This is a genomic window from Amaricoccus sp. B4 (assembly GCF_043226085.1).
GTDB lineage: Bacteria > Pseudomonadota > Alphaproteobacteria > Rhodobacterales > Rhodobacteraceae > Amaricoccus.
In genome coordinates, this window is record NZ_CP171226.1 from 275,543 (window position 1) to 296,285 (window position 20,743).

At 69.2% G+C, this 20,743-nt stretch carries 17 protein-coding genes; 8 read left to right on the top strand and 9 right to left on the bottom strand.

Annotation, left to right across the window (positions count from 1 at the left end; genetic code table 11):
- Positions 1-242 precede the first annotated feature (242 nt).
- The 6 genes from ACF66B_RS20020 (at position 243) to ACF66B_RS20045 (ending at position 7,099) form a co-directional block, all read left to right on the top strand.
- Positions 243-1,529, top strand: a complete 1,287-nt coding sequence (locus ACF66B_RS20020) for a lipoprotein-releasing ABC transporter permease subunit (protein ID WP_111430648.1) — start codon at positions 243-245, stop codon at positions 1,527-1,529.
- Positions 1,522-2,214 carry an ABC transporter ATP-binding protein gene (locus tag ACF66B_RS20025; RefSeq protein WP_111430649.1) on the top strand — a complete coding sequence of 231 codons (693 nt, stop codon included), beginning with the start codon at positions 1,522-1,524 and terminating at the stop codon, positions 2,212-2,214. The genes ACF66B_RS20020 and ACF66B_RS20025 overlap by 8 nt, the downstream gene beginning before the upstream one ends.
- A 250-nt stretch (positions 2,215-2,464) precedes the next feature.
- Positions 2,465-4,474 (top strand): TonB-dependent siderophore receptor, encoded by a 2,010-nt coding sequence (locus ACF66B_RS20030; RefSeq protein WP_392665104.1) that lies wholly within the window; start codon positions 2,465-2,467, stop codon positions 4,472-4,474.
- 96 nt (positions 4,475-4,570) lie between these two features.
- Complete coding sequence (locus ACF66B_RS20035) at positions 4,571-4,936, top strand: hypothetical protein (protein WP_392665016.1); 366 nt, start codon at positions 4,571-4,573, stop codon at positions 4,934-4,936.
- A gap of 31 nt (positions 4,937-4,967) precedes the next feature.
- A complete protein-coding gene (locus tag ACF66B_RS20040; protein ID WP_111430651.1) occupies positions 4,968-6,584 on the top strand; it encodes a PepSY-associated TM helix domain-containing protein in 1,617 nt (538 codons plus the stop codon).
- On the top strand, positions 6,581-7,099 hold the full coding sequence (locus ACF66B_RS20045; RefSeq protein WP_111430652.1) for a hypothetical protein: 519 nt from the start codon (positions 6,581-6,583) through the stop codon (positions 7,097-7,099). The genes ACF66B_RS20040 and ACF66B_RS20045 overlap by 4 nt, the downstream gene beginning before the upstream one ends.
- A gap of 38 nt (positions 7,100-7,137) precedes the next feature.
- Here ACF66B_RS20045 and ACF66B_RS20050 read toward each other — a convergent pair whose 3' ends face one another.
- Genes ACF66B_RS20050 through exbB form a run of 3 tightly spaced genes read right to left on the bottom strand, consistent with a single transcriptional unit; the run spans position 7,138 to position 9,588 of the window.
- Positions 7,138-8,037, bottom strand: coding sequence for an energy transducer TonB (locus tag ACF66B_RS20050; RefSeq protein ID WP_392665020.1), 900 nt, complete (start codon positions 8,035-8,037; stop codon positions 7,138-7,140).
- A complete protein-coding gene (gene exbD, locus ACF66B_RS20055; RefSeq protein WP_111430653.1) occupies positions 8,034-8,489 on the bottom strand; it encodes a TonB system transport protein ExbD in 456 nt (151 codons plus the stop codon). The genes ACF66B_RS20050 and exbD overlap by 4 nt, the downstream gene beginning before the upstream one ends.
- Before the next feature lie 4 nt (positions 8,490-8,493).
- Positions 8,494-9,588: a tonB-system energizer ExbB gene (gene exbB / locus ACF66B_RS20060; protein ID WP_111430654.1), complete on the bottom strand. Its 1,095-nt coding sequence runs from the start codon at positions 9,586-9,588 to the stop codon at positions 8,494-8,496.
- A 416-nt stretch (positions 9,589-10,004) separates the two neighbouring features.
- Here exbB and ACF66B_RS20065 point away from each other — a divergent pair, with 416 nt between their 5' ends.
- A complete protein-coding gene (locus ACF66B_RS20065; protein WP_111430655.1) occupies positions 10,005-10,208 on the top strand; it encodes a hypothetical protein in 204 nt (67 codons plus the stop codon).
- Between the two features lie 12 nt (positions 10,209-10,220).
- Here the strand turns inward: ACF66B_RS20065 and ACF66B_RS20070 are convergent, their stop codons facing one another.
- The gene (locus ACF66B_RS20070; protein WP_111430656.1) at positions 10,221-11,831 is read right to left on the bottom strand and encodes a GMC family oxidoreductase N-terminal domain-containing protein; all 1,611 of its coding nucleotides are present in this window, start codon (positions 11,829-11,831) and stop codon (positions 10,221-10,223) included.
- Between the two features lie 377 nt (positions 11,832-12,208).
- Here ACF66B_RS20070 and ACF66B_RS20075 point away from each other — a divergent pair, with 377 nt between their 5' ends.
- The gene (locus tag ACF66B_RS20075; protein ID WP_111430732.1) at positions 12,209-12,514 is read left to right on the top strand and encodes a hypothetical protein; all 306 of its coding nucleotides are present in this window, start codon (positions 12,209-12,211) and stop codon (positions 12,512-12,514) included.
- A gap of 481 nt (positions 12,515-12,995) precedes the next feature.
- Here the strand turns inward: ACF66B_RS20075 and metH are convergent, their stop codons facing one another.
- From metH to ACF66B_RS20100, 5 genes are all read right to left on the bottom strand, one after another.
- A complete protein-coding gene (gene metH / locus ACF66B_RS20080; protein WP_111430657.1) occupies positions 12,996-16,766 on the bottom strand; it encodes a methionine synthase in 3,771 nt (1,256 codons plus the stop codon).
- Positions 16,767-16,872: 106 nt separating this feature from the next.
- On the bottom strand, positions 16,873-17,262 hold the full coding sequence (locus ACF66B_RS20085) for a type II toxin-antitoxin system VapC family toxin (RefSeq protein ID WP_111430658.1): 390 nt from the start codon (positions 17,260-17,262) through the stop codon (positions 16,873-16,875).
- Positions 17,259-17,495 carry a type II toxin-antitoxin system prevent-host-death family antitoxin gene (locus tag ACF66B_RS20090; RefSeq protein ID WP_111430659.1) on the bottom strand — a complete coding sequence of 79 codons (237 nt, stop codon included), beginning with the start codon at positions 17,493-17,495 and terminating at the stop codon, positions 17,259-17,261. The genes ACF66B_RS20085 and ACF66B_RS20090 overlap by 4 nt, the downstream gene beginning before the upstream one ends.
- A gap of 350 nt (positions 17,496-17,845) precedes the next feature.
- Positions 17,846-18,970: a ParB N-terminal domain-containing protein gene (locus ACF66B_RS20095; RefSeq protein WP_111430660.1), complete on the bottom strand. Its 1,125-nt coding sequence runs from the start codon at positions 18,968-18,970 to the stop codon at positions 17,846-17,848.
- A 10-nt stretch (positions 18,971-18,980) separates the two neighbouring features.
- Positions 18,981-20,276: an AAA family ATPase gene (locus ACF66B_RS20100; RefSeq protein ID WP_111430661.1), complete on the bottom strand. Its 1,296-nt coding sequence runs from the start codon at positions 20,274-20,276 to the stop codon at positions 18,981-18,983.
- Positions 20,277-20,743: the final 467 nt, after the last annotated feature.

Sequence of the window (20,743 nt, forward strand, 5' to 3'; positions counted from 1 at the left end):
ACCGGCGGATGATCTGAATGAATGCGGGCTTGGCCAGGCGGGTGTTGGCCGGATCAAAGCGTCAATTCCCTAATGAATTGTTTTCAAAACCCCGATTTCTGCCGCACCGCGGAAAAGCACGCCCCTCCAGACCCGGTCGGGGTTTCCCGCCGGGGCGTTGGGCTCAGGGGATTGTGCCTTGACCTTCCCTGCCGCCCCACACACTTTCCGCGCGCAGACGCAGCCCGAGGTCAACGCCGCCCATGCCCGCCAGCCCCGCCCCTTTCTCCGCCTTCGAATGGAACATCGCCTGGCACTACCTCCGCGCGCGGCGCCGCGAGGGTGGCATATCGGTCATCGCCTGGTATTCGCTGATCGGGGTCATGCTCGGGGTCGCGACTCTCATCGTGGTCCAGGCGGTGATGATCGGCTTCCGCGAGGAATTCACCGACCGGATCCTCGGCGCCAATGCCCATGCGAGTATCTACTATGCGACCGAGCCCGACGAGGCCGGCATGCCCGACCGGCTGATCCCGGATTACGATGCGCTCGCGAAGCGGCTCGCCGAGGTGCCCGGCGTCACGAGCGCCGCGCCGCTGATCCGCGGCCAGGTCATGGCCTCGGCCCATGGCCGTGCCGCGGGCGTCGAGGTGCTGGGCGAACGGCTCGAGGATCTCGAGAAGGTGCCGCTCGTTGCCCATCCCGAAATGGGTGCGGGCGATCTCGGACAGCTCGACAAGGGCATCGCGATCGGCACGGGCGTTGCCCGGGAGCTCGGCGTCGGGCTGGGGGATGTGGTGACGCTGATCTCGCCCGAGGGCATGGACACGCCCTTCGGCACCCAGCCGCGGCTCAACGACTACGAGGTGGTCTATATCTTCGGTGTCGGCCGCTACGACATCGACAAGGTCCGCGTCTTCATGCCGTTCGCGGAGGCCCAGAGCTTCTTCGACCGCGAGGGGGGCGCCGACGAGGTCGAGGTGATGCTCGACAACCCGGATGCGGTCGACACGATGCGCGCGCCGCTCGCCGAGGCTGCGGGGCCACGGGGCCTCATCTGGACCTGGAAGGACGCCAACGGCGCCTTCCTCTCCGCGCTCGATACCGAGCGGCGGGTGATGTTCATCATTCTCTCGCTCGTGGTGCTGATTGCCGCGCTCAACATCATCTCGGGCCTCGTGATGCTGGTGAAGAACAAGGGGCGCGACATCGGCATCCTGCGCACAATGGGCCTCACGTCTGGCTCGATCATGCGGGTTTTCTTCCTCTGCGGCGCGCTGATCGGTGTGGTCGGCACCGGGCTCGGGGTGATTCTCGGCTGCCTCTTTGCCTATTACATCCACGACATCCAGGCGGTGGTGGAATGGATATCCGGCGGGTCGGTCTGGAATCCCGAGATCCGATTCCTCACCGAGATTCCCGCCCGGCTCCGGCCCTTCGACGTGCTCGCGGTGATGGCGATGTCGCTCGGGCTCTCCTTCGTCATCACGCTCTGGCCCGCCCGCAGCGCGGCGCGGCTGCATCCGGTGGAGGCGCTTCGCGATGGCTGAGGCAGGTAGCGAGGTGCTCGCGCTCGAGGGCATCACCAAGATCTACAATCCGGGAAAGCCCGGCGAGCTTGCGGTACTCGAGGGGGCGACCCTCGCACTTGCCGCCGGCGAGGTCGCGGCACTTGTCGCGCCATCAGGGGCCGGCAAGTCGACGCTCCTTCACATCGCCGGGCTGCTCGACGCACCGAGCGCGGGGGCGCTCCGGATCCTCGGCGCGGATTTCTCGCGCGCGGGCGACGGGGCGCGGACAAAGGCGCGACGAGAGACCATCGGCTTCGTCTACCAGTTCCACCACCTGCTGCCGGAATTCACCGCCCGCGACAACATCGCGCTCCCGCAGCGTGCGGCAGGCGTCGCGCGTGCCACGGCAGAGGCACGTGCCGATGAGCTTCTCGCCGCGGTGGGGCTTTCCGCGCGGGCCGGACATCGCCCCGCCGAGCTTTCGGGCGGCGAGCAGCAGCGGGTCGCGATCGCACGCGCGCTTGCCAACCGGCCCCGGCTTCTGCTCGCCGACGAGCCGACCGGCAACCTCGACCCGGAGACCGCGGGCCATGTCTTCGACATGCTGATGGAGATCGTGCGCGGCACCGGCCTGTCCGCACTCATCGCCACCCACAACCCCGAGCTCGCTGCCCGGATGGACCGGATCCTGCGGCTCGACGCGGGACGCATCGTTACCGCTTGAGCCGCCATCGCGGCGCGCGGGAGGTTGACTTCACCTCCCGGCTCCGCGATCACGGCGCCCACAGTATGGCAGGCCTTCCCCACCCGCTGACAGCGGACCAGAAACCCGTCAGGTGGGGAACCTTCAGATGACACATGCACTCGCGCGGGCCGCCGCCCGCGGGCGGCGGCGGGCGCAAGCCCCGGCTTTTGGCCTTCTCGCAGCGGCTGCCGCCCTGCCCCAGGCCGCCCCGGCGCAGGATACCAACTTCATGCTCGGCCAGATCACCGTGACGGGCGAGGCCCCGAGCGCCTTCGGGCCCGACGAGACGATCGTTGCCGAAGAGTCCACGACCGGCACCAAGACCCCGACCGCCATCCTCGACATTCCCGCGGCCGTCTCCGTCATCACCGAGGACGAGATGCGCAAGCGCGGCGTCGACAATCTCCAGGACGCGCTTTCCTATACGGCGGGCGTGCTCGTAGATGAATTCGGATCGGACGACCGCTATGACTATTTCCGCATCCGCGGCTTCGACGAGACCGCGCTTGGCACCTATCGCGATGGCCTGAGCGCGCGCATCCCCGCCTGGTTCACCGCGAGCCGGCGCGAGCCCTACGCCTTCCAGCGCATCGAGGTGCTGAAGGGCTCGACCTCCACCCTCTTCGGGCTGAATGCGCCGGGCGGGCTCGTCAACGCAATCACCAAGCGCCCGCTCGAGACGCGGCACGCCGAGGTCTACAGCACCCTCGGCAAGGATCACGTCGAGTTCGGCACCGATTTCGGCGGCCCGGTCGACACGGAAGGGCGCTGGCGCTACCGTCTGACGGCGCTCTGGCAGGACGCCGATCAGGGCTGGGACGAATCGAACGACGACCGGCTCTACATCGCGCCCGCCCTGACCTTCACTCCGAACGGGAATACCTCCGTCACCTTCCTCACCAGCTATTCGAAATACAATGGCACCGGCGCGCACGGCATTCCCGAGGGCACGGATTTCGACCCGACGAGCTTCTTCGGCGAACCCGACTACAACCGGTTCGACACCGAAGAGACCAGCATCGCCTATCTCTTCGAGCACGGCTTCGCCCCGGGCGTCACGCTGCGTCAGAACGCGCGCTACACCACACTCGATCTCGACTACGAGGAAGTCTATGGCGGCGGGCTTGCCGCGGATGTGCCCCGCGAGGCGTTTGCGACCTACGGCGATTCGAACCGCTTCGCCATCGACACGCAGCTCGAGATCGATCGCAGACTCGCCTGGGCCCGCAGCCGTGCGCTCCTGGGCTTCGACTACACCTATGACAACACCCACGAAGACATCAGATACGGCTACGCCGGCGGGATAGATTTCAACGACCCGGAGTACTGCGGCCGCGACTGCGTCTTTCCTGGGCCATATGTCGACTGGCGTGTGAAACAGAAGGCGCTCGGTCTCTATGCGCAGGAGGAGCTCACCGTCGCCGAACGCTGGATCTTGACGCTCGGCGGGCGCTACGACCATGTGAATACCGTCTCGGAATATCTCGATACCGGGAGGGAGGATGACGTCACCGCGGAGGCCTTCACCGGCCGGGCGGGCATCACCTGGAAGGTCACGCCGAATGCCTCGGCCTATGCCAACTACGCGCAGTCCTTCCAACCGCTGGTGAGCCCCACCGGCAACGGCTACTCCAGCAGCAGCTTCGATCCCCAGGAGGGCGAGCAATACGAAGTCGGTTTCAAATACCGCCCGGATGGCCTGAACGCGCTCTTCACCCTCGCACTTTTCGACCTCACCCAGAGCAATGTGCCGACCGAGGTAAGCCCTGGCGTCCAGCGCCAGATCGGCGAGACCAACGTCAAGGGGCTGGAGTTCGAGGGCAAGATGGGCCTTGCCGACGGGCTCGACATGACGCTTGCCTATTCCTACTGGAACGCGGAAATCACCGGCGACGGGAATGGCGCCGTGGTGGGGAACCGCCCGCCGCGCGTGCCCGAGCACATGGCCTCTGCCTGGATCGACTACACCCTCCCGGCCCGCGACCGGATGGGTCCGCTCAATCTCGGCGGCGGCGTCCGCTATGTCGGCAGCAGCTACGGCGACATCGCCAACACCACCAGGATCGACGGCTATGTCGTGGTCGATGCCGCGGCAACCTACGGCGTGACCGAGAATGTCTCGCTCGAGGTGAGCGCGAAGAACATCTTCGACAGGGAATACGAGACCACCTGCTACTACGGCACATGCTACTACGGTGACGGGCGGACGGCCCTCGCGACGCTGCGCTACACTTGGTAGCGCGGCTTGCAGTTCCGACAATTTCAGTTCAGATTGAGACCAGCGACGCGACCCGACTTGCGGTAGCCAGCCACTCGAAAAGCTTGGGGGTATGGCATGACGGGAGACGCGGGCTTCACCGCCACCGAACACATGGAAACGACCGGGCTGCTGGCCCGGCCAGGCGGCCTTGGCGCGCGCCTCGCGGCAGGGATCCGCGGCCGGCCGCGCCTCGTGCGCTGGTTGCTTGCCGGTCCAGGCGCGATCCTCGCTGCTCTGGCAACGATGGCGGCCATGCCGCTCTGGATGCCTGCAGGAGGAGCCGGGGTCAACGACATCGCCCTTCCGATCATCCTCACGCCGCTCCTCTGGGCCATCCCGTTCTTCTACGCCTGCCTCACGGAAAACCTCGTGCAGGCGTCCGGCGTGATCTGCGGCGCGACCGTCCTCCAGGCAGCCGCCGTCGCCATCGCGCTCTCCTGAACCCCGCTGCCCGCGCGCAAGGATCCGCCTCATGAAATTCTCCCCGATCGACATGCTGACCGCCCCGCTCCGCGCCGTCACCCAGGCCCAGATGAAACGCCTGACCGCGATCCACGGCTGGTCGGCGGTCCTGCTTGGCCTGCTGCTCTATGCGGTGGTGGCAACCGGCACCGCCGCGGTCTTCGCCCGCGAGATCGGCCGCTGGTCGGCGGGCGGCATTCGCGAAAGCGCGCCGCTCGAAGGCCCGGTCGATGCCCGCGTCCGCGCCCTCGCCGGGGAGGTCGATCCAGCCTTCCTCCATGACGTGGGCGTCTGGGCCGGGCACGACGACGATCTCCACATCTTCTTCCACGACCACAGGCTCAACCCCGAGAGCGGTCTCAAGGAGGATTACGGCACGATCTTCCGGGTCGATGGTGGAACGGGCACGGTGCTCGAGCGCCATGACGGTTTTGTCTGGAACGATCCCGCCGCCTACGCGACCAGCGCCCTGCAGCAGTTCCTCGTCGACCTGCATGTCCAGCTCTACCTCCCCGAGCCCTGGGGGCTGTTGGTCACCGGCATCCTCGGCCTGATGATGATGGCCGCCGTGGTTTCGGGGCTCATCATGCACCGCCACGTGATCCGCGATCTCTTCGTCGCGGAGCGGCCGGGCGGACGGCTGGTCTCGGTGCGCGACCGCCACGTGCTGGCCTCGAGCTGGAGCCTGCCATTTGCCTTCCTTCTCGCCTTCACCGGCTCCTTCTTCAGCTTCGCCTCGACGATCGGCTTCCCTCTGGTCGCCAGCGTCGCCTTCGGTGGCGACAAGGAGGCGATGTCCGAAACGCTGTTCGAGCCCCCCGTGCCCGAAGACGCAACCCCGGCCCGGCTTGCAAGCCTCGACTACCTGCTGGCCGACTCGACGGCGCGCGCCGGCGCCCCGGCAACCTTCGTCGCGATCGCGGGCTATGGCCGCGCGGATGCCCGCGTCACCGTCTGGCATAGACCGGCGCCGGGTGGGCTCGTTCCCGTCAAGCAGGAGTTCGACGGCACGAGCCGCAGCTTTCTCGGCGCGGCCCCGATGGTCGGGCGGACCCCCTCTGCGGGCTCCGCGCTCTATGGCCTGATGTTCCCGCTCCATTTCGGTGACTTCGCCGGGATCTTCTCGCAGGCGGTCTGGGGCGGGCTCGGGATCGCGATGTGCTTCGTGATCCTTTCCGGCCTGCGGCTCTGGGTCCGCCGCCGCGCCGGTCAACCGCTCTGGGACGCCTTCGGCCGCGCCATGCTCGTCACCGGCTACGGCCTGCCCCTGGGCATGCTCACCGCCGCCTGGGCGTGCTGCATCGCCCGGCCCGCGGGGGATACCTTCTGGTGGACGCCCGCCGGGTTCCTGATCGGCGCGGGGGCCTCCATCCTCGCCGGCCTGCTCGTTGCGGAGCCGGCCCGTCTCACCCGCCTCTTCCAGCGCACGCTCGCCGCAGCCTGCCTCCTGCTGCCGCTCCTGCGGCTCGCCACCGGCGGGATGACTTGGTCCGACGCGCTGCTCCATGGCCAGCATGACGTCCTGACCGTCGATCTCCTGCTGATCGCGGGCGGGATCGCCTTCTGGGCCCTGACGAAACCCGCCGGGGCTGCCCGCCCCGCCCTGACCGCGGAGCCCGCCGAATGAGCGCCATCGCCACCCTTGCCGCCACCGGCGCGAGCCTCGCCGCCCTCGGCTGGCTCGCCGCCACCGACCCGAAACGCCGCCGAGCCTTCCGCCTGACCCTCGCGCCGGAGCAGCCCCGGGCGCGCAACGCCGCCTGGGCGCTCGCCCTGCTGCCCGGAGCCCTCGTTCCCCTCGCAAGCGGCGGCGCGGGCTTCGTCCTCTGGCTCGGTGCGGTCAGCGTTGCGGGCTGGGGCCTCGCAGCCATGCCTCCCGACGACAGTCTGACAAGGTTGCGGAGCGCCGCGCTGGAAGCACTCCGCGAACGCCTGGCGCGTCTTGCCGCAAGGCTCGGAGGTCACACCCGGGCCCTGCGCGCGCGCCTGCCCGCCCCCGCTGCAAAGCCCGAAGGTGACGCCGCCGCGCGCATCGCGCGGCTCGAGGCCCGGGTCAGCGAGCTGGAAGCGGAGCTGATGGCGCGCAGAGCGACCTCACGGTCCGTCGCGACCGTGGAACATGCCACGCGCGTAGCCTGCTGAGCGGCCGCGCCGCCCGGGCGGGCGGCGCAAGGCCATCATCAGCGGACGCGGAACTGAACCGGAACGGTCAGATCGAGCGGCGCGCCGGGGGGGGGCGCCGGAACCGGTGAGGCCCGGCGCACCATCGCCAGCACCTCCGCGTCGAGCTCTGGAAAGCCCGAGGAGCGGGCGAGCGCGACCCCGAGCACATTGCCCTGCGCATCGATGCGGAAGCGGACCTGCGCCACCCCTTCCTCATGCCGCCGCCGCGCGCCCGAAGGATAGCGTTTGCGGCGCTCGAGATGGGCCATCAGCCGCGAGGTCCAGCGCGCGGGCGCGACGCGGCTCGCGCCACCCCGGCTCGTCTCCGGCGCCGCCGCGGTCTCGGAGGGCGCGGCATCGGCGACCCTTGCCCGGCGGGCGGCCTGCGACGGCGCAGGGCTCCGCCTGGCCTCGGCCACCTCGCGGCGCTCGACCGGCTCGGACAGCGGCTCGAGCGTTTTCGGGCGCGAGACAGGCCGCGCCTCGACCACCTCGGAGGGTGGCGCGTCGGGGGGCGGGGTGACATCCGGAACCGGCTCGGCGAGGCTCGGCGCCTCGGGCGCGTCCATCGGCATGGCCCGCTCCACCGGCTCCGCAGGCTGGGGCACCGGCAGGACAGGGCTCTCGACAGGCTCCGGCATGTCGGGCATCTCCGCCTCGATCTGCTGCGAATCGACCAGATCCGGCGCGATCTCGGTCTCCTCCGCCGCGGGGGCGGCCGGAACCGGAGCGAGATCGATCATCACCGCAGCGGGCGGGGCGGCGGCCGCCGCCGATACCTCGGGCGTGCGCAGGCTCCAGAGCACGAAGCCCGCGTGCAGCGACAGCGCCGCCAGAGCCGCGCCGCTCCAGAGCAGCGCCTCGCGCGCGGTCATCCGGTCGGAAAATCCGGGCGGCAATCCGGCAAGCGCTGTCATGGCGCACGCCCCTCCGCCGGGGTGCCGCCCGCCGTCTGCTCGAGACCGACCAGCGCCACCTTGAGATACCCCGCCGCGCGGAGCAGGTTCATCACCTCCATCAGCGCGCCATAATCGACCGTCCGGTCGGCGCGGAGGAAGATGCGCGCCTCCTTGTCGCCCTTGGTTGCCCGGGCGACCTCTGACCCGAGCGCATCGCGCGCGACGGCCGCGTCCCCGAGGGCGAGGGACAGATCCTCCTTCACCGTGAGATAGACCGGATCCGCGGGCCGCGACTGGGGCTCGGCGGTCGAGCCCGGCAGATCGACCGGGACATCGACAGTCGCGAGCGGCGCCGCGATCATGAAGACGATGAGCATCACCAGCATCACGTCGATGAACGGCGTGACGTTGATCTCGTGGGTCTCGACCAGCTCCTCGTCGGAGCCGCTGCGTGTCAGGCTTCCGGCCATGGGCTCACTCCGCCGCCGCGCGCCACTGCTGCGGGCGGGAAAGCCGACCGCTGTCGAGATCGCGGCTCGCCAGCCGCTCCACCGCCGCTGCCACATCACCGAGGAGCGCGCGATAACCGCCGATCGAGCGGGCGAAGATGTTGTAGATCACCACCGCCGGGATGGCGGCAACGAGGCCGAGCGCCGTCGCAAGCAGCGCCTCGGCGATGCCCGGCGCCACGACCGCGAGGTTGGTCGTCTGGGCCTTCGAGATGCCGATGAAGCTGTTCATGATCCCCCAGACCGTGCCGAAGAGCCCGACGAAGGGTGCAACCGAGCCGATCGTCGCCAGAAGCCCGGTCCCGAGGTTGAGCCGCCGTCCGGCGCGCGCCTCGATGCGGGTGAGATGCGAGGTGACGCGGCCGAGGAGCCCCTGCCCCTCGCCCCGCGCAATGGCCTCGGCCGAAACACCCGCCTCGTGATGCACCGCCGCGAGCATGAGCGGCGCCGGCCCGCCGCGGCCCGCAAGCGCTGCGTCGGCGGCATCGAGGTCGCGTGCGGATGCGAGGATCGCGAGCGCCCGGCGGAGCCGCGCCTTCGCCACGAGGATCTCGATCGTCTTGGCCAGCCAGACCGTCCAGGTCGCGATGGACGCGAGCACGAGCCCGATCATCACCGCCTTCACCACCGCATCCGCCGCGGCGAACATGCCGAAGGGCGAGAGGTCGTGCGGCAGGGTTTCGAGCCCTGCATCCGCCGCCTGTGGCGCGATATCGGCGGCGGACGCCGCGTCCGTCTCCACCGCTCCGGCGGCAACCGCCTCGGGCGCCGCCGGCAGCGCTCCGGGCGCCGGAGCCTCTGTCGCCGGGGCGCTCGTGTCCGCGGACTCGTTCCCTGCCGGCACCACTGCCTCCAGCGGCGCCGCGATCGGGGGCGCAACGCTGGAAGGCGCCATCGTCAGAGGCGCCTCGGGCCCCGCCGGGCCGTCCACGGTTTGGCCAGGCGCCGGTCCTGCCAGCCCGACGCAGAGAAGAAGCAGTGCGCCGCCTCCTGCCCGTCGCGCGCCGGAGCGGCCCCGGCCGCTCGGCGCCATTTCCCTCACCCGCTCGATCTTGCCCATGGTGCCTCCAGACCCCCGGAGGGATCCGGCTGAAGGGATCCCCAAGCATTGCGTCCTGATCCCGGAAACCCGCCACCACGAACGAAAGCATGGACCTTCCCGTGCGTTCCGCACGGCCGAAGGCCTGGGTTCCCGGTACTGCTGGCTGGCGAGGCGCGAACTGCGCGAGCTTGCGCGGGGGCGGATGGCCCCCGAAATTCCCACTGAAATTAGTCGGGAATTTGAGGTTTGCCAAGAGCCGAATCGCTGTGCCCGGCACGAGCCTCTTGACGGGCGGGGCGCAGCGGGCGTCCTCTTCTTGCCGGATCCGGGCGCCTGCCTCCCGCAAACGCCCGGCCCGCAAGCCATCTCGGGAGTCCGCCCATGAGACAGAGCCAGAATCGCCGGGACCACCGCCCGCCGCGGGAGGCGCCGCGATGAACGAGGCGGCGCGTATCGCCGAGATCCGGGCCGCGATCATCGACACCGTCGGGCGACGGGAAGCGCTGCGGCAGGAGATGGCGGACTGGTACCGCGACGGGCGGAGCGCCCGGTTTCCGCTCTATGCCGAGCTCGCGGTGCTCGAAATCGAGCTCACCCGGCTGCAGCGCCAGCTCATGGGCCAGAAGCCCTCCGAGTGAGCGCCCCTGCCCTCATCGAGCATCCTCGAGGATCATGGCGGCGCCCTTTTCGGCGATCATGATCGTGGGCGAATTGGTGTTGCCCGAGGTGATCGTCGGCATGACGGAGGCATCGGCGACCCGGAGGCCCTCGAGGCCACGCACCCGCAGGCGGGCGTCGGTCACTGCCGTGGGGTCACTCTCCGCGCCCATCTTGGCGGTGCCGACCGGGTGGAAGATCGTGGTGCCGACATCCCCCGCCGCGCGGGCGAGGTCCTCGTCACTGACGAGATCCGGGCCGGGCTTGAATTCCTCGGGGGCATAGCGGCGGAGGGCCGGCTGCACCATGATCCGGCGGACGGCGCGGATCGCGTCGGCGGCAACCTGGCGATCCTCGGCGGTGGCGAGATAGTTCGGCTGGATCAGCGGCGGCGCATCCGGTTCGGGCGAGCGGGCGTGGATGGTGCCGCGGCTCGAGGGGCGGAGATTGCAGACGCTGGTGGTGATCGCCGGGAAGGGGTGCATGGCATCGCCGAACTTGTCGAGGGAGAGCGGCTGGATGTGCATCTGGATGTTGGGGGTCGCATAGGCTTCCGACGAGCGGGTGAAGGCGCCGAGCTGCGAGGGGGCCATGGTCATCGGACCGCGGCGGCGCAGGGCATAATCGGCGGCCATCCAGCCGCGGCGCAGGAGCGAGCGGTAGGCCATGTTGAGGGTGGGCACATTCGCGACCCGGAAGATCGGCCGGAGCTGGAGGTGATCCTGAAGGTTTCCGCCGACGCCCGGAAGATGCTGCGCGACCTCGATCCCGAGCCCGGAAACCCGCGCGCCGTCGCCGATGCCGGAGCGTTCGAGCAGCGCGGGCGTGGCGACCGCGCCGGTGGAGAGGATGACCTCGCCGCGGGCATGGAGCACCTGACGCACCCCCGCGCGGCGGATCACGAGGCCGGTGGCGCGGCCGCCCTCGATCACCACCCGCTCGGCAAGGGCGCCGGTCAGGACGGTGAGGTTCGGCCGGTCGAGCGCGGGGGCGAGGAAACCGCGGGCGGCACTCCAGCGGCGACCGCGCTTCTGGTTCACGTCGAAATAGCCGCAGCCCTCGTTGCTGCCGGTATTGAAATCCGGGGTCGCGGGGATGCCGGCCTCGGCGGCGGCGGCGATGAAGGCGTCGAGGATCTCCCAGCGCATGCGGGGCTGTTCCACCCGCCATTCGCCGCCAGCCCCGTGGAGCGGCCCCGCGCCGCGCCAGTTGTCCTCATGGCGGCGGAAGACCGGGAGCACGTCGTCCCAGCCCCAGCCCGGCAGGCCCATCTGGCGCCAGCCGTCGTAATCGGCGGCCTGGCCCCGCATGTAGATCATCGCGTTGATCGCCGAGCAGCCGCCCAGAACCCGGCCGCGGGGATAGGCGAGATCGCGGCCGTTGAGGCCCGGCACCGGCTCGGTCCGGAAGCACCAGTCGGCGCGGGGATTGCCGATGGCGAAGAGATAGCCCACGGGGATGTGGAACCAGATCCAGTCGTCCTTGCCACCGCCCTCGACGAGGGCCACCCGGTGGCGGCCGCCCTCGGACAGGCGGTTGGCGAGCACACAGCCCGCCGAACCTCCGCCCGCGACGATGAAATCGAAGCTCTCGCCGGTTTCCATGGCCTTGCCCTCCTCCCCGGGTCTTCCCTCCGGGCTTAGCGCGGCCGGGGGCGGGGCTCCATGGGAAATCGGGCGGGAAAGCGGGGCCCGCGGCCGTGAAAACGGGGCTTTTCACCGTGAAACGAAAATTATCGCACTGATTTCATTCATTTTTCGTGGTTAACATATCATGAATGAGCCCCTCCGGCGGGGGCTGGAGCCGCGGCGGCGTTCGGGGCGCGGGGCCCTTGGGAGGGGCCGCCCACGAAAGGTTGGCGCGCGGATCACGATGGCGCTAGTCTGAGGGATGGCCGCCCGCACCGGGGCCGGTGGCGGACCGGATGCCGGAGCGTGTGACGCAGCGGACCGAAGCGCGCCAGATCGGGGGGGAAACCATCATGACGACAAGAGGGATCCTTGCGGCCGGCGCAGCCGCCCTGCTGCTGGCGGCTTGCGCGAAGGAGGACGACACCGCGGCGGACAGCGAGGCGGCGGTGGTCGGCGGCGCTTCGGACCTCACGCCCTTCGAGGGCGCCCGCGCCGGGCAGGCGGAAATGGGCATCCAGAGCCTCGGCTTCCGGCATATCCGCTCGGACGGGCTGACGGCCTACTGGCTCAACCCCGCCACCGGGGCCTGTGCGGCCATCGTCACCACGGAGGGGCGCTACTCCTCGGTGACCATGCTGCCCGCCGGGGATTGCTGAGCGCAGCACTGCGCGCACGGGGCGGCGCAGCGGCCACGGCAGGTTAATGACTCGTTAACTTGTATCCCCGGAACGGTATCTGTACCCCATTTGGGTAATGCGGCGACACCGCCTTTTGGCGCATAGTGGGCATGCGGGGTGAGGGGGATGCGACACCGCATTCAAACAGATATCATCCGGCTGGGGCGGACGGCCATGAACCGAAGTCGGCGGTTCGCGCCAGAATTTCGATGAAGAACGAGACCAGCAGGACCATTTTCATGCAGCTTCAAAAACGATTCATTTGAGCAGGCATTTCGACGGATCGGCAGCGCGGCCGGGTGCAGATTTCACTCTGGCAGAGCGCCACGCCGGGCCATCCGGGAATTGACCGGATATGCCGGCAAACAACCAGCGCTCTCCCGCACGCGGGAGGGCGCTGGTGCGTTTTGGAGCTCGCGCATCCCCGCGGCCTGCGCACCGGCCCCCTGCCCCGCCGCCGCTATTCGGCGGCGAGGGAGGTTCCGGGCCGGTAGTTGAGGATCGGGCCGAGCCAGCGCTCGGCTTCCTCCACCGGCATGCCCTTGCGCGCGGCATAATCCTCGACCTGGTCGCGCTCGACCTTCGCCACGCCGAAATAGTAGCTGTCGGGATGGGAGAGGTAGAAGCCGGAGACCGAGGAGCCGGGCCACATGGCAAAGCCTTCCGTGAGCGTCACGCCGGTCGCCACCTCGGCATCGAGCAGGCGGAAGAGCGTCGCCTTCTCGGTGTGGTCGGGCTGCGCCGGATAGCCGGGCGCGGGGCGGATGCCCACATAGGGCTCGGCGATGAGCTCGACGGGGGTGAAGCCCTCGCCCGGCGCATAGCCCCAGAGGTCGCGGCGGACGAGCTCGTGCATCCGCTCGGCGAAGGCCTCGGCGATGCGGTCGGCCAGCGCCTTCACCATGATCGCGGAGTAGTCGTCGCCCGCCGCTTCGAAGCCCCTGGCGATGTCGATTTCCTCGGGCCCGGCGGTGACGACGAAGCCGCCGACGTAATCGGGCGCGATGGCCTCGGGCGCGATGAAATCGGCAAGCGCCACATTCGGGCGGCCCGGGCGCTTCGAGGTCTGCTGGCGCAGGGTGTGGAGCGTTGCGAGCTCGGCGAGGCGGGTGTCGTCGGTGTAGAGCCTGATGTCGTCGCCGTGGCGGTTGGCGGGCCAGAAGCCCACGACCGCGCGGGGGTGGAACCAGCGCTCGCTGATGATGCGCTGGAGCATCGCCTGGGCATCGAAGTAGAGCGCGCGCGCCGCCTCGCCCTGCGCCGCATCCTCGAGGATGCGCGGGAAGACGCCCTTGAGCTCCCAGGTCTGGAAGAACGGCGTCCAGTCGATATAGGCGGCGAGCTCGGCGAGATCCCAGCTCTCGAAGCAGCGGGTGCCGAGGAAGCTCGGCTTCGGCGGCACATACGCGCTCCAGTCGAGCTTCAGGCTGTTGTGGCGGGCATCCGTCAGGGGCAGCCGCACCTTGGCGGCCTCGGCGCGGGCGTGGCGCTCGGCGACCTCGCGGTATTCGCCGCGGACGCCCTCGACATAGGGTGCCTTCTGCTCGGGCGAGAGCAGGGCCGAGACCACGCCGACGGCGCGGCTTGCGTCGGTGACGTAGACCGCCTGGCCGCGGGCGTAATGCGGGTGGATCTTGACGGCGGTGTGGACGCGCGAGGTGGTGGCGCCGCCGATCAGCAGCGGCACGTCGAAGCCCTCGCGCTCCATCTCGGCCGCGACATGGACCATCTCGTCGAGCGAGGGGGTGATGAGGCCCGAGAGGCCGATGATGTCGGCCTTCTCGGCCCTCGCGGTGGCGAGGATCTTCTCGGCCGGGACCATGACGCCGAGGTCGATGATCTCGTAGTTGTTGCAGGCGAGCACGACGCCGACGATGTTCTTGCCGATGTCGTGGACGTCGCCCTTCACGGTCGCCATGACGACCTTGCCCGCACTCTCGCGGCCCTCGCCGCCGTTCAGCCGCTTTTCCTCCTCCATGTAGGGGAGCAGCACGGCGACGGCCTGCTTCATCACGCGGGCGGATTTCACCACCTGGGGGAGGAACATCTTGCCGGAGCCGAAGAGGTCGCCGACCACGTTCATCCCCGCCATCAGCGGCCCCTCGATGACGTGGAGCGGGCGCTCGGCCTGCAGGCGCGCCTCCTCGGTATCGGCGTCGATGAACTCGGTGATGCCGTTGACGAGCGCATGTTCGAGGCGCTTCTCGACCGGGAACTTACGCCAGGACAGGTCCTTCTCGCGGGCCTTGCCGCCGCCCTGCCCGCGGAAGCGCTCGGCGATCTCGAGCAGGCGTTCGGTGGCGGTGCTGCCGGTGGCGGGCACGCGATTGAGCACGACGTCCTCGCAGGCCTCGCGCAGTTCGGCGTCGATCTGGTCGTAGACCGCGAGCTGGCCCGCGTTGACGATGCCCATGTCCATGCCGGCCTGGATGGCGTGGTAGAGGAAGACCGCGTGCATCGCCTCGCGCACCGGCTCGTTGCCGCGGAAGCTGAACGAGAGGTTGGAGACGCCGCCCGAGATGTGGACATGCGGGCATTCGGCGGTGATGCGGCGGGTCGCGCCGATGAAGTCGGCGCCGTAGTTGTCGTGCTCCTCGATGCCGGTGGCGACCGCGAAGACGTTGGGGTCGAAGATGATGTCCTCGGGCGGGAAGCCGACCTCCCCGGTCAGCAGCCGGTAGGCGCGGGCGCAGATCTCGACCTTGCGGTCCTCGGTATCGGCCTGGCCCTTCTCGTCGAACGCCATGACCACGACCGCGGCGCCATAGGCGCGGCAGAGGCTGGCCTGGCGCAGGAAGGCCGCCTCGCCCTCCTTCATCGAGATCGAGTTGACGATGGCCTTGCCCTGGACGCAGCGGAGGCCGGCCTCGATCACCTCCCATTTCGAGCTGTCGATCATCACCGGCACGCGGGCGATGTCGGGCTCGGCGGCGATGAGGTTGAGGAACTCGATCATCGCCTGCTTCGAGTCGATGAGGCCCTCGTCCATGTTGACGTCGATCACCTGCGCGCCGTTCTCGACCTGATCGCGGGCGACCTCGAGGGCGGCGGCATAGTCGGCGTTGGTGATGAGCTTGCGGAAGCGGGCCGAGCCGGTGACGTTGGTCCGCTCGCCCACGTTCACGAAGGGGATGTCCTTCGTCAGCGTGAAGGGCTCGAGGCCGGAGAGGCGCATGAGCGGGGTGTGTTCGGGCACGGCGCGGGGCTTGTGCGGCGCGACGGCGGTGGCGATGGCGCGGATGTGCTCGTAGGTCGAGCCGCAGCAGCCGCCGACGACGTTGACGAGCCCCTCGGCGGCGAAGCCCTCGACCTGGGCCGCCATGGCTTCGGGGGTCTCGTCATACTCGCCCATCTCGTTGGGCAGGCCAGCGTTGGGATAGGCGCAGGTGAAGGTATCGGCGACGCCGGAGATCTCGGTCAGATGCGGGCGCATGGCATTGGCGCCGAGCGCGCAGTTGAGGCCGATGGTGAAGGGCCGCGCGTGGCGCACGGAATGCCAGAAGGCGGTCGGGGTCTGGCCCGAGAGGGTGCGGCCCGAGAGGTCGGTGATCGTGCCCGAGATCATCACCGGCAGGCGCTGGCCGCGCTCGGCAAAGATCTCCTCGCAGGCGAAGATCGCGGCCTTGGCGTTGAGCGTGTCGAAGATCGTCTCGATGAGCAGGATGTCGGCGCCCCCCTCGACGAGCGCGCGGGCCTGCTCGGCATAGGCCGCGCGCAGGGTCTCGAAGGTGACGGCGCGGTAGCCGGGATTGTTCACGTCCGGGCTGATCGAGGCGGTGCGGTTGGTGGGGCCGAGGGCGCCGGCGACGAATCGCGGGCGGCCGTCCTCGGCCTCGGCGCGGTCCATCGCGGCGCGGGCGAGACGCGCGCCCTCGAAGTTCAGATCGCGCACCGCGGCCTCGAGGCCGTAGTCGGCCTGGGCGATGGTGGTCGAGGAGAAGGTGTTGGTCTCGACGATGTCGGCACCCGCCATGGCGTAGCGGAAATGGATCTCCTCGATCACCTTCGGCTGGGTGAGGTTCAGCAGATCGTTGTTGCCCTTCTGAGGCTTGTCGGAGCGCGGCCCGTGGCAGGCGCAGCCGCTGCCGTGGCCCGCGTAGTCTTCCTCCGCGAGGCCGAGCTGCTGGATCTGGGTGCCCATCGCGCCGTCGAGAATGAGGATGCGTTCGCGGGCGAGGTGTTCGAGCCGGCGGTAGGTCTCCGTCGGGAGCGGATGCGCGGATCGGGACATGGCGACCTTCAGGGCAGTTGCTGCGAAAGCGCTCCGCTAACACAGTTTGCAGCGGAGACCAACTGCGCGCCGCGACGGCCTCCTGCGGCCCCTGCCCTCCCCTGCCCTACCGCGCGAGTTCGACCGGGGCATCGTAGCGGGCGAGCGCCGGATCGGCGGTGACGAGGCGGATCTCCTCGACCTGGGCCTGGGCCACCAGAATCCGGCCGAAGGGCTCGTCATGAAGCGGCGGCAGGGCGGCGGCGGCCAGCGCGTGGCGGCCGTCGAGCGGAAGCTCGTCGTAGCCGTTCTCGAGCAGGCCGCGGCGGAACTCGTGGGGCGAGACCTGAAAGCCCCCCCTGCCCTCGCGCTGGAGGATCGCGATCTCCCAGAGGCTCACGGCGCTGAAGACCGGCCGGGTGCGGGCGGCCTCGAGCGCGGCGCGCGCGGCGGGCGGCAGGAGGCGGCCCCCGGCCGCGGCGGCAAGGAGGAGCGGCGTGTCGAAGAGGATCCTCACCGGGCCGGGCCCCCTGCCCCGCCGCCGGGCCGGGCGAGGGCGAACTCCGGCGTGAGACTGATGCGGCCTTCGAGGAAGCCGATGCGGCGGGGCGTGTCGGGATCGGCGGCGAGGGCCGCGACGCGGACGAGTGGATGACCGGCGCGGGCGATCACGAAGGGCTCGCCTTCCACCGCGGCTTCGACCAGCCGGGAGAGGTTGGTCTTGGCCTCGTGCATGTTGACGCTTTTCATGGGGCGCGACCTTCGGTGATTGATATGACTTAGTTTAGTCGCCTTAGTCCGCTATGACCAGTGATTTCAGAGTAGGCTCGGAAGCCGGTTTCGTCCTGCTCGATAGCGCTCCCCCGAAGCGATTGCCCGACCGGTCCGGCGGTGGCGGATGCGGCGGCGGGTTGGCCGGGCAAATCCGGGAGTGACGCAGCCGTGGTGGAGGATCGGGGGGCGTCGCGTCCCCGTCCTTGCGCGGACGCTCATTGCCGCTGAACGGGGTGTCGGGACCCCGAAGCTGGCGCGCGGCAGCGTTGCGCCGCAGGCCAGGACCGGGGTCGCAGGCGACCTTCCCCGTGGGGAAGATCGGGGGCTCAGCCGTCGAGCTGGTCGAGCATCTGGCGCACCGCGCGTTCGAGGCGGCGGCGATCGACGGTGGAGAAATCCCGGTCGAGCCGCACCTCGAGACGCCCGGCGGCGGCGGTGCATTTCGCCCGCCCCTCCGGCCGGTCGAACTGGAAGCTGGTCTTTGCCCGCCCCGGTTTTGCCGGCGCCGCCGGTGCTGCGGGCGCCGGAACCCGGGCGGGCTCCGCGGCTTCCTCGATCCGGGCATGGCGGCGGAGCACGGCGAGCTCGTCCTGCGCCGTGCGCCCCTCCCAGCCGGTCAGATCGTCGAGGATGCGGGCGGCGACTTCCGGATCCTCGTCCATGCGGGCAACGAGCGCGAGGCCCAGAGCGCGGGAAATCTCCGGGGCGAAGCGGAGCTGCGCCCCGAGGCGCTCGACGAGGCGGATGAAGGTGCGGATGTAGCTGCGCTTCTGGTAGCCCGCCGACTTGAAGAGCACCGCGACCGCCTTGTCCGGGTCATTCTCGCCCGTGTCGGGATCGGCGGCATATTCGCGGGCAAGCTGCGCCATCTCCGCGAAGGAGATGTCCTTTCGCACGAGGTTTTCATCCACCATCCGGCGATAGAGCGCATCGAGGCTGTCACCCGCTTCGGACACCGCCGCCGGAATGGCGCCGAAGCGCGCAGGATCCCCGGTTTCGCCGAGCAACTCGCGATAGGCCGCGAGGCGCCGGAAGCCCTGGATTAGCTCGAAACGGCCATCCGCCCGCCGCTCGACCCGGATCGGGTTCGAAAGGCCGATGGCCTGGATCGAATCCTTGAGTTCCGAAAGCTCCTCGTCCGGGCCGGCGGCGCGGTCGCGGGTGAGCTTGCGGGCCTCCACCTGCTCGAGCGGCACCAGCTCGACCGCGAGGCCAAGCTTCTTCAACCGGACGAATTCATGGGCGAGCGCGTCATTTTCGGCCCGTATCCGGTCCTCCACCTCGCGCCGCTCGCGCACCGAAACGGCGGTTTCGGTGATCGCGGCGGCCATGGGGCCGCGGCGCGCCGCCGGGGCCTCGGGCTTTGCCGGGGGCTCGGACTTCCCCGCGGGGAAGGTTTCCGGCTCCTGATCCGGCATCTCGATATCGAACATCCTGCGTCGCTTGCTCATCGCCCTGCCCTCAGATCTTGTCCCATGCCGCCACCGCGTGGACCTTGAATTCCTCATAGGCCCGGTCGAAGCTTGCCCGTGCCCGGCGCCAGGTTTCCCGCGTCATCTCGCGATAGTCGATCTCGTAGACCGAGCTCAGGAAGCGGCCCGACTGCTCCACCGCCCGCGTCATCTCGACCGGATGCTCGGCGACATGATCGCCGAAGACCTTGCGGAAGGCCTCGAACATCGCGCGGTGGAGATCGTTGCCGGGCTCGTAGCGCGTCATCAGGAAGCGGATCTCGACAAAGGCCTTCGGCAGCGTGATCTTCCCCGCCGGGAAGGTCGCGTCGAACCCGTGCGAGAGATCCTCGAGCGCCTCGGCAAGCTGGCCGATGAAGCTCGTGGTGCTGTCGTATTCCCAGTAGCCGGGCCCGGAGGGGATGTAGAGCATGTCGGCCGCGAAGACCGCGTTCATCGACTGGTAGCCGATGGCCGGCGGGCAGTCGAAGATGATGAGGTCGTAATCGTCATCGTTCAGCGTATCCAGATAGCGCGACACCGCGGCGAAGAACGACCATTCCGGGTTGAGGTGGCGATACTGCGCCGAGGCGAACTCGACGAACGCCGCGTTGGCGCAGGAGGGAATGATGTCGATCGTCGACCAGGCGGTGGGCTTGATGAAGTCGCTGACCCGCAGCTCGTCGAGCCCCATGTCGCGGATCGAGGCCGGGATCTTGCGCCGCGGCGGCGCGGTGCCCGAGGCGGCGCCGACCGCGGCCTCGTTCATCCGGTCGGTCTCGCGGATGAGGTCGCGGGCCATGATGCCCCAGACGGTGTAATCCTCGGCGACATCGGTCAGGCCCATCGAATGGGAGAGGGTCGCCTGCGGGTCGAAATCGACCACCAGCACCCGGTAGCCGTCGAGCGCCGCGGCATGCGCGAGGTGGAGGGCGACGGTGGACTTGCCCGCGCCGCCCTTGAAGTTTGCCACCGCGACCCGGAAGGCGCGCTTGCCGGAGGGGCGGGGGGGCATCAGCGACTTGCGGTTCACCTTCATCCGCCGCCGCAGCTCGTTGATCTCCTCGAGCGAGAACCAGCGCTGCCGGCCGTCCGGCTCGACTTCCCCGCCGGGAAGGTTCGGCTCGGTCGCAAGCCGGCCGCGGAAGGTGGACTGGTTGATGCGGAAGATGAGCTCCGAGACCTCCCAGCTCGAGAATCGCCGGAGTTTCTTCGTGCTCTCCGGACTGAAGGTCTGCTGCCGGATCCAGCTCTGCATCTTGAGCGACTGAGCCTGGAGCCGGGCCAGGTCTTCGTGCGTGTACATGCTCTGCCTCTGAACTAAACGTAAAAGCTGCCTCAATCCGCAAATACGCCGGATTTGCAAAAAAATCAAAACCGAAGTTATAATGAGCCTCGACAAATTTCTCCCTGTGCCTCCGGGGCTTTGGCCGCGAATCGCCTGGGTGAGTCGCAAGCCCGGATATCTGGGGCAGGGCGCGAAATATTGGGGGACTCGGACAGGGCTCCCGCCGCATATTGGGGGACATTTCCCCGCGATTGGGGGACACCCTAGCTGTCCCCCAATACCAGAGATACCCTTTTCATCGAAAAGGATATGGGGCCTCGCCGAGGCTCACCGGCACAATCGGCTTGACAGGAAACCGCCTCTGGACGCTAATGAGGGCACGGTCGGAAAGAGCGTTGGAAACAGCCGGACGATCGACGGGCCGCCAGAGCCCGAACGTTGAGGATCAGCCCGCGCAGATCTTGCGCCGAGCACAGGAGAGACCA

Coding starts and splice junctions, on each gene's coding strand:
- exbD (WP_111430653.1), bottom strand. CDS start 8,489: ATGGCCGGAAGCCTGACACGCAGCGGCTCCGACGAGGAGCTGGTCGAG.
- ACF66B_RS20050 (WP_392665020.1), bottom strand. CDS start 8,037: ATGACAGCGCTTGCCGGATTGCCGCCCGGATTTTCCGACCGGATGACC.
- ACF66B_RS20020 (WP_111430648.1), top strand. CDS start 243: ATGCCCGCCAGCCCCGCCCCTTTCTCCGCCTTCGAATGGAACATCGCC.
- ACF66B_RS20100 (WP_111430661.1), bottom strand. CDS start 20,276: ATGTACACGCACGAAGACCTGGCCCGGCTCCAGGCTCAGTCGCTCAAG.
- exbB (WP_111430654.1), bottom strand. CDS start 9,588: ATGGGCAAGATCGAGCGGGTGAGGGAAATGGCGCCGAGCGGCCGGGGC.
- metH (WP_111430657.1), bottom strand. CDS start 16,766: ATGTCCCGATCCGCGCATCCGCTCCCGACGGAGACCTACCGCCGGCTC.
- ACF66B_RS20070 (WP_111430656.1), bottom strand. CDS start 11,831: ATGGAAACCGGCGAGAGCTTCGATTTCATCGTCGCGGGCGGAGGTTCG.
- ACF66B_RS20090 (WP_111430659.1), bottom strand. CDS start 17,495: ATGAAAAGCGTCAACATGCACGAGGCCAAGACCAACCTCTCCCGGCTG.
- ACF66B_RS20025 (WP_111430649.1), top strand. CDS start 1,522: ATGGCTGAGGCAGGTAGCGAGGTGCTCGCGCTCGAGGGCATCACCAAG.
- ACF66B_RS20035 (WP_392665016.1), top strand. CDS start 4,571: ATGACGGGAGACGCGGGCTTCACCGCCACCGAACACATGGAAACGACC.
- ACF66B_RS20040 (WP_111430651.1), top strand. CDS start 4,968: ATGAAATTCTCCCCGATCGACATGCTGACCGCCCCGCTCCGCGCCGTC.
- ACF66B_RS20045 (WP_111430652.1), top strand. CDS start 6,581: ATGAGCGCCATCGCCACCCTTGCCGCCACCGGCGCGAGCCTCGCCGCC.
- ACF66B_RS20065 (WP_111430655.1), top strand. CDS start 10,005: ATGAACGAGGCGGCGCGTATCGCCGAGATCCGGGCCGCGATCATCGAC.
- ACF66B_RS20095 (WP_111430660.1), bottom strand. CDS start 18,970: ATGAGCAAGCGACGCAGGATGTTCGATATCGAGATGCCGGATCAGGAG.
- ACF66B_RS20030 (WP_392665104.1), top strand. CDS start 2,465: ATGCTCGGCCAGATCACCGTGACGGGCGAGGCCCCGAGCGCCTTCGGG.
- ACF66B_RS20075 (WP_111430732.1), top strand. CDS start 12,209: ATGACGACAAGAGGGATCCTTGCGGCCGGCGCAGCCGCCCTGCTGCTG.